Source organism: Mesorhizobium sp. B2-5-11 (genome assembly GCF_006440835.1).
In the GTDB taxonomy this organism is placed as follows: domain Bacteria; phylum Pseudomonadota; class Alphaproteobacteria; order Rhizobiales; family Rhizobiaceae; genus Mesorhizobium.
Window position 1 is genome coordinate 1 of sequence record NZ_VFUK01000024.1, and the last position, 14,807, is coordinate 14,807.

Here is a 14,807-nt window from a genome sequence, read left to right on the forward strand (position 1 = left end):
GCGCAAAGAGGCTCACCGGCGACGCCTGGGAGAAGCGGCTAATTGCAGTGCGACGTGCAGTCGAAAATATCTGAGATACTGCACGTGCTTGGGTGGCCGAGGAACCTCGCTCGCGGCCCTCTCGGGCCTGCTGCAGATGCCCTATTGCAACGACTACGCGGGACGAGGGCCTTTCGATGAACCCGCGGGTCCCGATGCGAAGCTTCGGCCCGCTGGCGCGGCGTGGCGGTATGCGAGGACATCGGTGCGATATGTTCCGGAAACGCCCGGCCTGCGGATGGCACCCCGGGCACGGACCGCGGCAGCTTTTCCTTCTCGGGCTACTGTGAGCACCAGAGCGGCCACGTCGTCGTGCAGCTCGATCCGTATGCCGTCAGGCCTGCGGTCAGTGCACTCTCCCCGGCCGAAAAATTCGGCGCGTCCACTCGTAAGATTCTCCGCTCGTTGAATACAGCGATGCAGAAATCGACGCGCTGCTCGCAGCCGGCAATGCGTAGCTATCGCTGGTGAGTTCGCAGTATTGTGCCCGCGTAACCCCGGAGAAGTTACCATTCTCCATTAGCGCGGTAGAATCTGAATTCGAGATGGCTTCAATCTGCAAACAACATTTGAATTAGCGACGCTCGCAGAAATAGTGTGTTGGACCTCTAAGTAAGTCGTGAATTCGTTGCAAAACTTGCGACCTACTCGGATATTTAGGAGCAGCACAAAGGACCCCCTCCCTGTCTCTCACTGGTCGCCGAGCTATGGTCTCCGCTGCGGCCTCCGGTATTGGTCGTGTTATCGCCGAGGCACTTGCGAAAGCTGGGGCTCCGGTAGAGGTGTGCGATGTTGATCAACAGAAGATTGCAGAGATGAGCCACCGACATCCCGCCATTGGCGCGACACGTTGTGATCTTGCCGAAGCGACCGATACTGAGCGCTTCTTCGAAGCTGCAGCCGAGCGGATGGATGGGATCGACATTGGAAACCAACGTTGGCGGTCAATTTCACCAGCCATTTTTGCTTGCGACCAGGAACAGTTCGCGCTCGCCTCGCAGACCAAGGCCGAGGCGGTGCAGAAGGCTGGCAGTTCAAGGATGAGATCGTCGCCGTCACCATCAAGGGCAAGAAGGGCGACACGATCGTCGACCAGGACGAATATATCCTCATGGCGCCGTCATCGACGCCATGACTAACCTGAAGCCGGCTCTCGACAAGGACGGCACGGTGACGCGGCCAATGCGTCCGGCATCAATGACGGCGCCGGCGCGCTGCTGATGACCGAGGCAGAAGCCACCAGGCCGCGGCATCGCCCGGCTGGTCCGCATCGCTGCCGGGGCGACTGCCGGCGTCGATCCGGCGATAATGGGCCCCGGACCTATTCCCGCCTCGAGGCGGGCGCCGGAGAAGGCCGGCTGGTCGGTCAAGGACCTCGACCTCGTAGAGGCCACGAGGCTTTCGCCGCGCAGGCCCGCGCCGTCTACAAAAGCATGGCCTGGGATCCACAATCGTTAACGTTGATGGCAGCCATCGCCATCAGCCACTCGATTGGCGCCTCCGGTGCCCGCGTGTTCAACACGCTGTCTACGAAATGCGCCGGCGCGGCGCGAAAGAGGGCCTGGCGACGCTCTGCATCGGCGGGGGCATGGGCGTCTCTATGTGCGTGGAACGAATATCGCGGAGCCAAGCAAAAGCGATGCACCGCCAACTTCGCCTCTGTCATGTGTCGCTTGAGCTCTCTTTCGGCAGCAGCGACGTGCGAGTAGAGTGTGAGCACGCAATATCGGCGGCACTGTAATCTTCTAACATTACAAGAGATTGGGCAAATAGATGGATGCGACCTGTAAATTCGCAACAATGGTGACCGACGATCTTATTGACGGATATGGGCACATGAATATGGTGCACTATCTGGCAGCGTTCAGTAAAGCTGCGGATGTACGGCTCGACACTGCCATACGTCTAAATGCGAATGGTTCGATGCTCTCTGGCCTCGTCACCGCCGAGGCGCGGATCGCTTACAAGAAAGAAGCGATGCGCGGCGACAATTTGGTCCTTACTACTTGGATAGCCGACATAGACGAAAAGCGAGTCCATGTCGCGCAAACCATGGTACGTGCCGACGGAGCGTTACTGTCGACAGCTGAACAGCTTTTCCTGAATTTCAACCTGCTATCGCGGCGCGTGGAACCATTCCTGCCCGATGTGCTGGCCGACCTTAGAGGCGGTGTTGAGGCGGACAATGGTAAATTCGATCCGGGCATTGTCAGTCGCCGAATGGGCATATCGAGAATAGTATGAATTTACCTGACCTTCGTCAGTCCGTGTCGGTGGCAACTTCTGCGTGTACGTTAGGCGGCGGATTCTGGGTGTCCACCGTCCCGTTGGCAGGCGTGATGATGCCTCGAAGGCGCGTATCACCAGTGGAGGAGGGATCCACCGGAAAGTCTGAATAGCGGCTTGGTTGGGTAACTGGCCGGGACGAAGCCTCGTGACAAAGACCGCCCCGGGCGGTCGAGCAATCCAGCGTGCCGTAACGTGAGTAAAGCCTGAGCAGGCCTCGAAAGAGTCAATGCAGACTCCGACCCATCTCTCGCTCGGGGAAGGCTGTGCGGACAGGGAAGCAATCGACATAGGCACCTGTCCGGTCTGCCGGGTATTGGGCACGGCACGTTGGAAAGGTGATGCTGGTAATCGAAGGGAGGCCCGTTCGGCATGAGGGTGGCGGCCTCAACCTCCGGGCGGCGGTGCCGGCGGGAGTCGGAAACGGTCGTCCGGCCGTTGAAGCCGGGTAATGCCAGCGGAGCGAAGGACCCTGACTTCTGGTGTGCTTTCGAAGGTGGTGGGGAGGGGTGATTGGCGACAAGCATGGAAACGCCGAAATGACCAGGTATCTGCAGAGGAAGCTGTATCGTAAGGCGAAGGCGGAGCCCCTTTACCGCTTCTACGTGCTCTACGACAAGATCTGCCGTGAAGACATGCTGCGCCATGCCTATGCGCTTACCCGCGCCAATGCGGGTTCGCCGGGCGTGAACGGCGTGACCTTTGCGCAGATCGAGGCGGAGGGTGTAACAAGGGGCCGCGGCTAGAAGTGCGTGTTCGGCTGAACCAGCTTTTGCTCGGTTGGTCGACCTACTTCAGCTACGACACCCGAGCGCCGGCCTATGATGCCGTTGACCGGTAATGTGTATGACCGCGTGAGCAAGTGCCATCGGCATAAGCTGCAAGGGTGCGGCGCGAAACAGCTCTCGCGGACCACATCTCCGAGAAACTGGGCGTGGTGTGTCTTCGTCGGCAGCGCGTATCGCCGCCGTGGGCCTTACGATGAGGCCAGTGGGAAGCTGGATGCGGGAGATCCGATGTCCGGTTTGATGAGCAGCGACTGGAAACGGAGCGACGGTCCGGACTGCGGCACCGGCAAAAGGCGGTTGTGTGAGTTCCGCAAAATGAGGCGGCCATGAAGCTGGTCATGCGGCTTGACGCAGCGCGAGCTTCTTGTGCTCGCGCAGGTCGTCCATGTTGATGAAGCGGTTGGCCTCCATCCAGTTTTCGTTGGTCTCGACGGCCAGTGCCCTGACGAGGCGCAGGCAGCGCTGTGAGTTTGGAAAGATGCGTACGACATAGGTGCGCCGGCGGATTTCCTCATTGAGCCGTTCAAGCATGTTCGTGCTCTTGAGATGCTTGTGATGCTGGCGCGGCAGACAAAAGAAGGTCAGCGTGCGCTCGATGGTCTCCTCCACCCAGGTCGTCAGCCTTGGATAGCGGCCCGACCATTTGGACAGCCATGCGGCGAGATCGGCCTTGGCCTCGGCGAGATCGCGCCGGTCATAGAGCCAGCGCAACTCCTGCAGGCAATCGTCGCCATGCTTTCTCGGTAGGTGATCGAGCGCGTTCCTGAGGAAGTGCACGTAGCAGCGCTGCCAGGCGGCTTCCGGGATCACCTCGCCGATCGCGGCCACCAGGCCGGCATGATCGTCGGACACGACCAGCTCGAGCCCTTGAGGCCGCGCGCCTTCAGGGCGACGAGGAAATCCCTCCAGGCCGAGCGGCTCGCGATTGGCCATCTCGACGGCCAGGATCTGGCGCCGCCCATCCCAGTCGATGCCGACCGCGATCAGCACCGCCTGGCTCATGACGATGCCGGCTTCGCGTACCTTCTTGTAGCGAGCATCGAGGATGAGGTAGGCAAAAGGCTCTTGAAGCAGGCGCTCGGCAAACGCCTTCAAACTCTCGTCCAGGCGTTTGTTGATGGCCGAGATCGACGAGGCCGAGAAAGCATGGCCGCACAGCTCTTCTGTGATCGCCTTGACCTTCCGGGTCGAAACGCCCTGCACATACATCTCCGCAAGCGTGGCCACCAAGGCCCGCTCCGAACGCTGGTAACGCTCGAAAAGCTCGGTGGAGAAGCGGCCGGCCCGGTCCTGCGGAACCCGCAGCTCAAGCTTGCCGATGACAAGGGTACGGCCATAGAACCCGAGCGGCAGCCCAGCCGCTCCGGTGTGCGCTCGCTCTTCAAAGCACCCAGCGCCTCGTCCATCTCGGCCCCGAGCACCTCCTGCATCACGGCGCGGATCACCTCGTGCAATCCATCCGGGTTCGAAAGCAGAATGTCTTTGACGGCAGCGCTGGCGGTCTTACTTTCTGTCTTGGTCATGGTGGCGTTCCTTCCAGGGAATCGGTGACGTTGAACATCACCAGCCTTCCCTCTCTCAGCGAATTTGCAGAACCCTCAGCACACTACCCACAAGGCGAAAGCCGTCGGCCAACGGCAACTCCCCGGAACCCACCGCCACCGCGCCAGTCGTTGACTCCTCATTCGATTGTGGCGAAAGCTTCTATACCCTGCTGCGCTGGTATCGCGATGGGGTCATTGTCGAGCGCAACCTGCCGGTGCTCTCGACTTAGTCGACTGTGAACAATCTTGATCGCTAAGCGGCAAGCTGCTTCGGCCGGTTCAGGAACGCGGCGATCAAGAGCCACAAAAGTTGCTTCAGCCACCTGAGCAGGAGGGAGAAGTTGTAACCGGCTGCGGCCAGGATGGCGTTGATCGCATCGCCTTGGATGTGAGCGAGTTAATTGCGGCCATTCTGTGTTCGTTCTTGATGTGGCCAATCACCGGCTCGATCGCGGAGCGGCGGCGCATTTGGCGCTTGATGGCCGGTGTCACGCGGCGCTTTTGACCAGCGGTGAAGACCCTGAACTTATGACTTTGCGGCGCATTGTGGCCGCGATAGCCGGCGTCGGCGAGAACGCGGCTGATCTCGTTGCCGATGGTCTTTTCCATGTCAGGGATGATCGATGAGCGTGTGGCCGTCATAGGGATTGCCGGGCAGCGCTTTTGCATGTAGGGCGAACTGGCCACCCTTTGAGCGGTTCAGTGTGGTGGCCACCGGCACCTTCACCCGAACTCGTAGGGCGCGTGCGCCTTGCCCTTGCCGATGCATTCCACCTCGTGCGCATGCAGGCTGTAGATCTTGCGGCCGCGCTGGCGCTGCTCGAGAACGGTGGAGGCCTGGTAGAGCGACCATTTGAAAAGCGCGTCCAGCTTCGCGTCGCCGGCGATCTGACGGGAGATGTCGCGGACGGTGCGCCCCACATACGTCCTGAGCCTGCGCAGGGCCTTGTTGGCCCGCTTGAATTGCTTGGCGTGGGCGTAGCGCTGATACATGATCAGCGCCTGTTTGCCGACCCGGACATAGGACTGACGCAGGTCGAGCCGCGTCTTCTTCGCCAGCCGCACCAGCCGCTCGCGGGCCCGGTGGATGAGCTTGGCGTTGGTCGGGAACAGGCTGCACGGTCGTGTCCACGATCACTTGGCGCGTGTCGGTCGGCTTCATCGCCCTGTTCTTGACCGCAATGCTGAGGCTTTCTTGCAAGCGCGACGATCCGCTCCTCGCCCATGCGGCTGCGCCAGCGCGTCATCGACGAGCGGTCGAACGGCAGGTTGTGGCGGAAGAACTCCTCGCCGGACAGACACTGGAAATACAGGTTCTCGATCCAGCGGACGCACAGCGCCTCGTCCGACAGGTTGAAGGTGTGCTTGAGGATGGCGAGCCCCGCTATTAGCCGGGTCGGCATCGGCAGCATGCCGGGACCGTTCGAATAGACCGCACCGAAGCGCGCCTCTCTGCTCAAGGCGAGCGCGGAACAGATCCTGTTCTCCAGTCTCACGCCGCTCGCGTGGTCTGCCCATCGCCTAGCTCCGATTCACTGCGATGAAAGCGGCGAATCGCGCTTCGCCAGGCGGCGAAATCGCAAACTGGAATTGCAAGAAACTACCCACAAACTGGCCGTTACCTGCAATTCGGAAGCTGAAAAGTAGACTATTCCTATGCGATATCAGCGGCTTCGGTATTCTTCACGGCCGACGACTTACCTCGGGCACGCACACGTCACCGACACCTACTGGGATCTCACCGAAACGCCAGAGTTACTGCAGTGCGCCCTACTGCGAGTGGAGCCATCTGAGCGGGGAGACCGGGATGAAGAGCGCCAGCACATTTCCCACACTGCTGGAGAGGTTCTTCATGGACCGGCTCATGCGACAGTGACAGGTGAGTCCTCACACGCTTGTGAGCTATTCTGAGCAAGGCGTTGACGTTGCCTGATCTGGAGCCCCCCTTCCGCGTGCTCGCGATGCCGACCAAGCGCTATTTGCGGCGACCAATTGAGAGCACACCTCCAGGACATCTGAGCAGAACGCGCTTTTCAAATACATCGGGGCTCTAGCATATCCAGAACCGCATTTAGCTGTCCGGGAGTGAGTCTGCAAGCGATTAGTGGTATCGCAGGAGATAATCGCCCCCAAGTTGGTGTCCTCTCCAAACAAGCGCTTCGCTGCCGGGGCTGGCGACAAGCGATTTACTTAAACAAAACACTGCAACCGGTCAATTTCCTTCGCCGTTGTCGAATACTGCTTTCCGCATGACCTCATTCCGCCATGAGCAGTTCGTGGGTTGCCAACTGGTCTCGGTGGGGGGCATCTTTCGGTGTATCGCAAATGAACATCTCGAAACGCGATGGGATACCCACACATTTTATGTTGGTCGTGCCGCCGTGTGGCTCGATATCATCGGTAACATCATACCTAGCGTTAGATCTTGACACGCTTGGCATGACCACGGGTCATCTTGTTGTCCCCAAAGTCCCACTATGGGTCATCGAATGACAAGATATCGTGAGGTGTTCCCAATTTTGGACCGCCCGGCTGGAGGATTTCCGGGCTGCCAAGACGCTTCCAGCCATCTAACTTCCAGATGGGTCTGATATTGATTATATTCTTGCTACCTCATGGGCCGAGGGGCTTTGGTTAGCATATAGGCGACGGCATGGAGGAGTGAGCGCTCGCGGCTGCTTCAGCCATGGTGATTGGCTATAGCGGCCCGTCGCTTCTGTATGAGCGGTACCGCCGAGTCTCATGCATCATATCAACCTCAAAGGGGAATGTACTATGAATAAGATTGTGACAATTATCACAGCGGCATCATTGTCCATCGCGTCGGTCGTTTACAGTACCTCGGTGTATGCCGGAGAGGTGCTGCAGCGTGTTCTCAATACGAAGACGCTCAGGGTTGCGGTTGGCACTGATTGGGGAGCAATGTCTTCCCTGAATGCGAACCACGAATTAGAGGGCTATGACATCGACGTCGCCAAAGGCGTCGCTAAATCCCTTGGTGTTAACGTTGAATTTGTCACGCCGGGGTGGGACATCATAGCCGCAGGCAACTGGCAGGGCCGTTGGGATATTAGCATGGGTCAAATGACCCCTACTAAAACCAGAGCTGAAAAATTCGACTATTCCACCACTTACTTCTATGAAAAAGCGGCTGTCATTGTTCACAATGACAGTAAGGCGTCTACACTTTCCGATCTAAATGGAAAGATCGTCGGCGTTTCCGCTGGAACCCTGGCCGAGGACTATGTAAACCAAAACTTTAAGTGGGATTGGATTGGCGCTCGGCCCGAGGATTACAAATTCAAGGCCGGTGAAGTGAAGGTTTATACCTCAACGGGTGTTGCGTTGGATGATCTCCGGCTAGGCGATGGTACCCGTCTTCATGCAATTCTTACTGACGGAACTCTCGCGGAAAGAGCAATCAAATCTGGCTACCCCTTCAAGGTGCTTGGGAGTCTCTTTGCCACGCCTGCTGCCATCCCTATGATGAAAGGCGACAAGGAGTTCAGCGAGAAGGTCTCAGCCGCCCTAAAGAGCATGAAGGATGACGGCACGCTCTCGACTCTGTCGATCAAATGGTACGGGTCGGACCACTCTGTCGAGAATTAGCAAGTTGGTGAAAGTTACGCGGCTCGGGTCAGCCCGAGCCGCCTTGTTGGAGGATGTCCCATGCTTTACCAGGATACGGTGGAATCCGAGGTCCTTGTCCATAGACCGTGGTTTGTTGCCTCGATCTTTGGCGTCGTCTTCGCGATTTGTCTCATGTTCAACCTTGTGGGCACAACCTTCGGCGAGCTTATGCGGCCTGTCATCGGCGACCCTCTGCAGAGTGGCGTCTATGGGCGTTTCGCAATCGCTTTCGTGATTGGGGTCACGTTCTGCCTAAACATCGTGCTAATCGGTTTTGCCCCCTTGAAGGCCCAGATTGGCATTGTGTGGATCGAGCTGCTGACTCTCTTCCTGGCCTTCTTCAAAGCGTTCAACCTTAGTCTGCCCTTCATCTGGGAAAATCTGCCATACCTGATTACGCAGGGTGTGGTGACGACGATCTATGTTTCAGCAGTTTCACTTGTTTGCGCATCAGTCATCGCCATCATTGCAGCGATTGCTAAACTTTCAAGCAACGGCTTCGCCTACGCTATCGCCAGCTTCTACACATCCTTTTTTCGTGGCCTGCCGCTTCTCATACAGATTTACCTGATTTACCTCGGGCTGCCGCAGCTGGGCATTGTCATCAATGCCGTTCCTTCGGGGATATTGGCGCTGTCGCTTTGCGTCGGCGCATATATGACTGAAATTTTCCGCGCCGGTATCCAAAGCATCGATCGCGGCCAATGGGAAGCTTCACGATCCATTGGTTTCGGCTTCGGTCTAACCATGCGCAGGATCATCCTGCCTCAGGCGCTGCCTGTCATCATTCCTCCAATGGGAAACACGTTCATCTCAATGCTGAAAGACAGCTCGCTTGTCTCGGTCCTCGGAGTGTGGGAGCTAACGTTCCTTGCTCGCACCATCGGCCAGCCAACCTTCCATCACATGGAGATGCTGATAACAGCCGCAATGATTTATTGGATCATGTCTGCCTGCCTCGAAGTGGCTCAATCGCGACTCGAGCGTCACTATGCAAGGAGCAAAGCACGATGACTGCTGGCCTCAAAAGTCACTTGAAGGGCCTCGATAGCGGCGATTCCTCGCAAGCGATTGGCAATGTGCTGCGCGAATCACTTTCATCCCAGGAGTCATTCAGTCAGAAGCACGGGTCAATGAGTGCTGACATAATTATCGAAGCCACGAATGTCTCCAAATGGTACGGCACCTTCAGAGCATTAACTGATGTCAATCTAACCGTCCGCAAAGGCGAACGCATCGTCATCTGCGGTCCCTCCGGATCCGGGAAGTCGACGCTCATCCGCTGCTTCAACCGGCTCGAAGCGCATCAGAAGGGCGAGATCACCGTCAACGGGATCAGATTGCACAACAAAATGCGCAACGTGACCGAAGTTCGCAAGAATGTCGGGATGGTGTTCCAGCACTTCAATCTCTTCCCCCATATGACCGTGCTGATGAACTGCATGGCCGGTCCCATGTGGATCAAGGGCGTGCCCGAAGCCCAGGCCAAAAAGACCGCGCTGAAATTTCTGGAGCGGGTGCGAATTCCAGAACAGGCGAACAAATACCCGGTTCAGCTGTCCGGCGGACAGCAGCAGCGTGTTGCGATTGCCCGTTCGCTGTGCATGGAACCCGCGGTCATGCTGTTCGACGAACCGACGTCGGCGCTCGATCCGGAAATGGTCTCCGAAGTGCTGGACACTATGACCAGTTTGGCAAGCGACGGCATGACCATGGTCTGCGTCACCCACGAGATGGGGTTTGCTCGCGCCGTCGCAGACCGGGTAATATTTATGGATTGGGGCCAAATCGTTGAAGAGGGCAATCCCAACGACTTCTTCACCAACCCCCAGCACGAACGCACCAAGCTATTTCTTAGCCAGATCCTGAGACATTGAAGGGTCTCGGCTGACACTCGTTGGTCTTGGTGCCACAGCTAACTAGGTAGCGGCAAGGGCGATCAGCGTAAGCGCCAAGCTGACCCCATCTGGCGCGGCTTGAGGTGATGAGCGATAGATAGTGACACTGAATGAGCTGAGGAGCTTGCAATGTCAATTTCTATGTCTGCGCCTATGCCGGATGACAGAAGCTTCCATGTCCTTGAGGCGGTTGCGAGCCGGCTGGACGCAAGTCCGCGGCGGCGCTGGTCGGCGGAAGCGTACGCAACCGGTGAAGAACGCAGACGTGCGTATCCGGCGGCCATGAGGACCTTAGCACTGCGGTGCTGGCGTCAAGTTTTTGATGGGGAGATGCGATGATATTCTTCGAGGAGGAGTTTAACCTCCTCGATGCCTTCATCGGTGAAGGCTAAGATCCCGTCGTCATCGTTGGTGCCGTACACCCAGATGACGCCGTCCTCCGGCTCGAGACCGAGGGTCAGTTCGTGGATGAGCGCTTCGCTGACGCCGAGGTCGCTGGCGACAAGTTCGACGGTGTAGACGTGGTGCACCTTATTGCGCTGCATGTTCAGGCCGCCGCTGGTTGGGTCCGCAGTTTTGCGGATCTCCAATTCCACGGCAGCAAATCATCGATCCAATGTGCCGGATAGGCGGGCAGTCGGGCGAGGATGTCGGCGAGCCAGGCCTGAGGGTCGACGTCATTCAACTTAGCGCTTTATGCCGACCGCCGAACTATGCCGAGCCTCTTCCGATCATGGCGGTATGACGCGCTTTGCCTGCCATTTCGACCAAGAACCGGTCGTTCACACTCGGCATAGGTCTCATGCTCAAAGGGCGTTCAGGAACGCGAGAAGCCGGTCGTTTGGTCGAAATCGTTCGGCCTTTGCGCGTTCGTATGGCTTCAGCTTGGCAAGTGCGGATTCCTTCAGCTCAAGATGTGCGTGAAGATAGGTCAGCGTTGTTTCCATCGCCTCATGGCCCAGCCATAGGGCGATGACCGAACAATCGACGCCCGCCTGCAGCAGCTCCATGGCAGCGCTGTGCCTCAAAACATGGGGCGACACCCGCTTCGAGCGGAGGGGGACGCAGTGTTCGCGAGCCTTGGCGACATATTTGTTCAGCAGCGCCTGCACGCCTCGGCGCTCAGCCTGCCGCCGTGCATGTTCGGAAAGAGAGCCGTTGTACCCCGCTTCCTGGGCTCGTTGAGCCAGCCCCGAAGGGCTTGCTGTGCAACCTTGGTGAGCGGCGTACTTCGCTCCTTGCGGCCCTTGCCAACGCATCGCACGTGGGCACCGTGCCCCAGCATCACCGAGTCCTGGTGGAGATCGATGATCTCCGAGACCCGCAACCCCGTTTGCGCGGCCAGCAACAGCAGTAATGCACGCCATCGTCGATCATCGAGATCAGGACCTGGCGCGCACTGCCGAGTTCGCGGAAGCGCGCGAATATCAGGCGAATGGTCTCCTGCAGGCGCATGTCGGGATCGAAACCGAGACCATAATCGCGGTGCCAGACATAGCCGAAGGGCACGGAGATGCGCAGTTCCCCACGCTGTGCCTTGGCGCGGGCGGCCTCGTACATGCGGGCACGCAGCACGCCGAGCTCGAACTCGCTGATGCTGCCCTTCATACCGAGCAGCAGGCGGTCGTTCGGCAATCCCGGATCGTAGACTCCGTCCAGATCGATCACGCGTGCATCGACTTCGCCGCACAACTCGAGCAGCCGATGCCAGTCCGGCCCGTTGCGCGACAGGCGGGACGCCTCCAGGCAAAGCACGGCGCCCACATGGCCGGTGCACAGATCGTCGACCAGGCGCTCGAAACCGGGACGCTCCACAGCCCCGCTTGCGGTTCGTCCCAGATCCTCGTCGATCACCTCTACTTTGCGGAATCCCCAGCGCCGCGCGACGTCGACAAGCTCATACTGCCGACGCTGGCTCTCAAGGTTGAGCTGGACCTGCGCCTGAGTGGACTGACGCACATAGACCACGGCCTTGCGCTTGAGGACGGCAGTCGGAATCAGATTACCGCTCGTCATCGCAGCTCTCCTCCTCCGTTGCCACGCCGGCGGCGGCCATCAGTACGTTGGCGAGCCGGGCGATCACTATGGTCCATTGCGCTGAACTCAGCCCGTTCAGCTTCTGCGAGTCGAGCGGCAAGCTGAGTTGGCGAACGACCACGAGAGATCGTGTCGGGGGTGGCAAGGTTCTCATGTTGCGCCTCCGCGATGGTGAAATCATCCGGAGAGCCTCGCCGGAAACGGCGTTCGATCAAGAGCTTGTTAAGCTCAAGCAGCGCGGCAAGCGATACGCGCGGGGAGCCAAGGTCCATCGCCGCGCAAGCCACGGGATCGATCATCCAGGCCGGAGCGGTAATGACATGCCCGGGCGCGACGACGAGATGAATGATCCGGCCGTTGGCGCGCTCTTCGCTGTTCTCGCAGCGAAGCCGACGTCCGAAATACGGGTGCCAACGGTAATGGACCTCGACCTCCTGCCCAACATGGGCAGAATGACCCCGAGATGGCGATGCCGCGCAGGGCTCGCTCGGCTGCATTGTTCGATGGGCAAATCCGCCCATCGTCGAGGAACCGGGTGAAGGATGACTAGCGACGCAGCATGTAGTTGAAGGCCTTGGTCAGATCGTGTCCGCGCGAGAGCTTGTCGCGCGTCTCGATCATCCAGCGCTCGAGCTCGGTGACCAGCGGCGCGCTCCGCTCTTGGCGCACGGCGTGGCGTTGGCCTGGGGACAGGCCGTTGATCGCGCGCTCAATATCGAACAGGGCATCGATGCGCTCACGGCTTAACCGCGAGCGGATAGACCAGGTTGGGCTTCTCGCCGCGCGCCTTCTTGCGCGCCGCCGCTTCGATATCGGCCAGCTCGAACACTTTGCGCCGGCTGTGGGCCCAGCAGCTGGCCTCCAGAACAGGCGCGGGCTGACGGCCCGTCGTATAGAGATCGCCATAACCGCCATAGGCATCGCCCTGCAGGATGCCGCTCCAGCCGGCGAGATGCGCCGCAGGATGCTCCCCTCGGCGATCGCGGGAATAGTAGAACACCGCCGCCGGCGGATCGGCGCCACCGAATGGTCGGTCATCGCGCACATAGGTCCATAATCGGCCGGTATCGGTCTTGCCCTTGGCCAGGACCGGAACCGTCGTATCGTCGCCGTGCAGACGTGAAGCGGACAGCAATGGGGTTCGAGCCGCTTGAACAGCGGCATCAGCGCCGCGGCGCCGGCGCCGACCTGGTCGGCGAGCGTCGACAGGCTGAGCGGCACGCCTTCGCGGGCATAGCGTTCAGCCTGGCGATTGAGCGGCTGATGCTGGCCGAACTTCTCGAACAGGATCATCGCCAGCAGGCCGGGACCGGCCCAGCCGCGCGGGGTGGCGTGGAACGGCGCCGGAGCCTGATGGGCGGTCCGCTGCCGCCAAAGGGCCGATCATCGCGGAGATAGGTCCAGAGGTAGGCCGTCTTGGCCTTGCCCGATCCCGCCGCCAACGTTGGCAGCGTGGTCTCATCGGCAAAGACCCGCTCACCCTGGTTGATGCCGGTCAGTGCGTAATCGGCGAGTGGCTCGAGCTCGAAGCCGACCTTGCCCATCCACTGGGCCATCTGTGACCGGTCGATCTCGACCTGATCGCGAGCATAGATCGCTTCGTGGCGGTAGATCGGCAGGCCATCAGCGTATTTCGACACCGCGAACTGCGCCAGCAGCGCTTCGGTCGGATGCTTTCGAATGCGGGCGGGAGCGGCTGCCTTGATAACGCCGTCCGACGGGTGACGATCACCCGGAACTTCGCGGGGTGACATCGAGCCGTTCGGAGACATCCTCGCCAATCGGGATCTTTTCCAGCGCTTCGCAGCCAGCAGGCGTTTCGGGCTCGATGACCACCTCGACCTGTTCGAGATGGGCCGCAAAGCCTTTGCGAGGACGCGGTGCGCGCTTCGCTTTCGAGCCGCCCACAGACTTGTCCATCTGCGCTTCGATGGCCGCCACGCCGGTTTCGGTCTCCTCGAAGACGAGAGCATACTGCTCCTCGCTCAGCTCACCGGTCCGCAAAACTTTCGGAGCGGCTGCCGAAGCGCGCGCTCTCCAAGCATCTTCACCACCGCGGTCAGACGTGCGATCCGCTCATCAGCACTTTTGTTGACCAACTCGAGATGAAGGCGCGCTCCTCCATAAGGGCGGCCTTTTCGGCCATGGCAACAACCATCGTCTTGAGCGCGTCAACGTCGTCCGGGAGTGCGAGATGGGGTGTCGACATGGCCAAAATCAGAGCATATTCGCGGGCAATTTTCCCGCTTTTCAGCCCCCTGATTCATCATGCCGCAGGGTTTTACCCAGCCGATTGCGGCCGCCTGACGGTCTCCGTCCGAACCCGTTTCCAGTCCATTCCGTCAACCAGAGCCATGAGCTGAGCATTGAGCTGGACCCGGTTGTGGCCGATCCGCGGCCAACTTCGCGTCGTTAGCCGCTTGGCATAAAAACACACGCCGCTGCCGTCCCACCAGACGATCTTGATCCTGTCCGCTCTTTTGGCGCGGAAGACGTAAAGCGCGCCGTTGAACGGTTAGGTGGCGCGCCACCTAACCCTAGTTATGCATCGGGTGAGATTTTGTGGCGGAGCCGTCCTGGCGCCA

The 14,807-nt window shown here is 59.5% G+C and carries 10 protein-coding genes and 8 pseudogenes; 7 read left to right on the forward strand and 11 right to left on the reverse strand.

Annotated elements, in window-relative coordinates:
• Positions 1 to 746 precede the first annotated feature (746 nt).
• The 4 genes and pseudogenes from FJ490_RS32230 to FJ490_RS32245 form a co-directional block, all read left to right on the forward strand.
• Positions 747 to 956: pseudogene (locus FJ490_RS32230) on the forward strand (SDR family NAD(P)-dependent oxidoreductase); the annotation flags it as partial.
• 54 nt (positions 957 to 1,010) lie between these two features.
• Positions 1,011 to 1,657, forward strand: a pseudogene (locus FJ490_RS32235) (acetyl-CoA C-acetyltransferase); the annotation flags it as partial.
• A gap of 155 nt (positions 1,658 to 1,812) precedes the next feature.
• Positions 1,813 to 2,283 carry a thioesterase family protein gene (locus FJ490_RS32240; protein ID WP_084016180.1) on the forward strand — a complete coding sequence of 157 codons (471 nt, stop codon included), beginning with the start codon at positions 1,813 to 1,815 and terminating at the stop codon, positions 2,281 to 2,283.
• 581 nt (positions 2,284 to 2,864) lie between these two features.
• Positions 2,865 to 3,071, forward strand: a complete 207-nt coding sequence (locus tag FJ490_RS32245; protein ID WP_224656014.1) for a hypothetical protein — start codon at positions 2,865 to 2,867, stop codon at positions 3,069 to 3,071.
• 378 nt (positions 3,072 to 3,449) lie between these two features.
• Here FJ490_RS32245 and FJ490_RS32250 read toward each other — a convergent pair whose 3' ends face one another.
• The 3 genes and pseudogenes from FJ490_RS32250 to FJ490_RS32255 form a co-directional block, all read right to left on the reverse strand.
• Positions 3,450 to 4,568 carry an IS256 family transposase gene (locus FJ490_RS32250; RefSeq protein WP_084016182.1) on the reverse strand — a complete coding sequence of 373 codons (1,119 nt, stop codon included), beginning with the start codon at positions 4,566 to 4,568 and terminating at the stop codon, positions 3,450 to 3,452.
• Positions 4,508 to 4,636: pseudogene (locus tag FJ490_RS33455) on the reverse strand (IS256 family transposase); the annotation flags it as partial. The pseudogene FJ490_RS33455 and the gene FJ490_RS32250, both read right to left, overlap by 61 nt.
• Before the next feature lie 274 nt (positions 4,637 to 4,910).
• Positions 4,911 to 6,175: pseudogene (locus FJ490_RS32255) on the reverse strand (IS5 family transposase).
• 1,257 nt (positions 6,176 to 7,432) lie between these two features.
• On the opposite strand from FJ490_RS32255, the gene FJ490_RS32265 reads away from it, so the two are divergent.
• The 3 genes from FJ490_RS32265 to FJ490_RS32275 all read left to right on the forward strand — a co-directional run bounded on the left by FJ490_RS32265 (position 7,433) and on the right by FJ490_RS32275 (position 10,164).
• Positions 7,433 to 8,266, forward strand: a complete 834-nt coding sequence (locus tag FJ490_RS32265) for a transporter substrate-binding domain-containing protein (protein ID WP_064995250.1) — start codon at positions 7,433 to 7,435, stop codon at positions 8,264 to 8,266.
• A gap of 60 nt (positions 8,267 to 8,326) precedes the next feature.
• A complete protein-coding gene (locus FJ490_RS32270) occupies positions 8,327 to 9,301 on the forward strand; it encodes an amino acid ABC transporter permease (protein WP_064995246.1) in 975 nt (324 codons plus the stop codon).
• A 119-nt stretch (positions 9,302 to 9,420) separates the two neighbouring features.
• Positions 9,421 to 10,164 carry an amino acid ABC transporter ATP-binding protein gene (locus FJ490_RS32275; protein WP_064995251.1) on the forward strand — a complete coding sequence of 248 codons (744 nt, stop codon included), beginning with the start codon at positions 9,421 to 9,423 and terminating at the stop codon, positions 10,162 to 10,164.
• A 332-nt stretch (positions 10,165 to 10,496) separates the two neighbouring features.
• On the opposite strand, the gene FJ490_RS32280 is transcribed toward FJ490_RS32275, so the two are convergent.
• The 8 genes and pseudogenes from FJ490_RS32280 to FJ490_RS32315 all read right to left on the reverse strand — a co-directional run.
• Positions 10,497 to 10,781, reverse strand: coding sequence for a hypothetical protein (locus FJ490_RS32280; RefSeq protein ID WP_224656013.1), 285 nt, complete (start codon positions 10,779 to 10,781; stop codon positions 10,497 to 10,499).
• Positions 10,733 to 10,879, reverse strand: a pseudogene (locus FJ490_RS32285) (transposase domain-containing protein); the annotation flags it as partial. The pseudogene FJ490_RS32285 and the gene FJ490_RS32280, both read right to left, overlap by 49 nt.
• 112 nt (positions 10,880 to 10,991) lie before the next feature.
• Complete coding sequence (locus tag FJ490_RS33460; protein ID WP_246678896.1) at positions 10,992 to 11,297, reverse strand: tyrosine-type recombinase/integrase; 306 nt, start codon at positions 11,295 to 11,297, stop codon at positions 10,992 to 10,994.
• A complete protein-coding gene (locus FJ490_RS33465) occupies positions 11,282 to 11,533 on the reverse strand; it encodes a tyrosine-type recombinase/integrase (RefSeq protein WP_246678897.1) in 252 nt (83 codons plus the stop codon). The genes FJ490_RS33460 and FJ490_RS33465 overlap by 16 nt, the downstream gene beginning before the upstream one ends.
• Before the next feature lie 5 nt (positions 11,534 to 11,538).
• A pseudogene (locus FJ490_RS32295) lies at positions 11,539 to 12,201 on the reverse strand (recombinase family protein); the annotation flags it as partial.
• Complete coding sequence (locus FJ490_RS33470; protein WP_224656016.1) at positions 12,198 to 12,743, reverse strand: hypothetical protein; 546 nt, start codon at positions 12,741 to 12,743, stop codon at positions 12,198 to 12,200. The pseudogene FJ490_RS32295 and the gene FJ490_RS33470, both read right to left, overlap by 4 nt.
• A pseudogene (locus FJ490_RS33475) lies at positions 12,685 to 13,569 on the reverse strand (IS66 family transposase); the annotation flags it as partial. The pseudogene FJ490_RS33475 and the gene FJ490_RS33470, both read right to left, overlap by 59 nt.
• A gap of 5 nt (positions 13,570 to 13,574) precedes the next feature.
• Positions 13,575 to 14,431, reverse strand: a pseudogene (locus FJ490_RS32315) (transposase); the annotation flags it as partial.
• Between the last annotated feature and the right edge of the window lie 376 nt (positions 14,432 to 14,807).

Coding starts and splice junctions, on each gene's coding strand:
- FJ490_RS32275 (WP_064995251.1), top strand. CDS start 9,421: ATGAGTGCTGACATAATTATCGAAGCCACGAATGTCTCCAAATGGTAC.
- FJ490_RS33470 (WP_224656016.1), bottom strand. CDS start 12,743: ATGGGCGGATTTGCCCATCGAACAATGCAGCCGAGCGAGCCCTGCGCG.
- FJ490_RS32270 (WP_064995246.1), top strand. CDS start 8,327: ATGCTTTACCAGGATACGGTGGAATCCGAGGTCCTTGTCCATAGACCG.
- FJ490_RS32245 (WP_224656014.1), top strand. CDS start 2,865: ATGACCAGGTATCTGCAGAGGAAGCTGTATCGTAAGGCGAAGGCGGAG.
- FJ490_RS32240 (WP_084016180.1), top strand. CDS start 1,813: ATGGATGCGACCTGTAAATTCGCAACAATGGTGACCGACGATCTTATT.
- FJ490_RS32265 (WP_064995250.1), top strand. CDS start 7,433: ATGAATAAGATTGTGACAATTATCACAGCGGCATCATTGTCCATCGCG.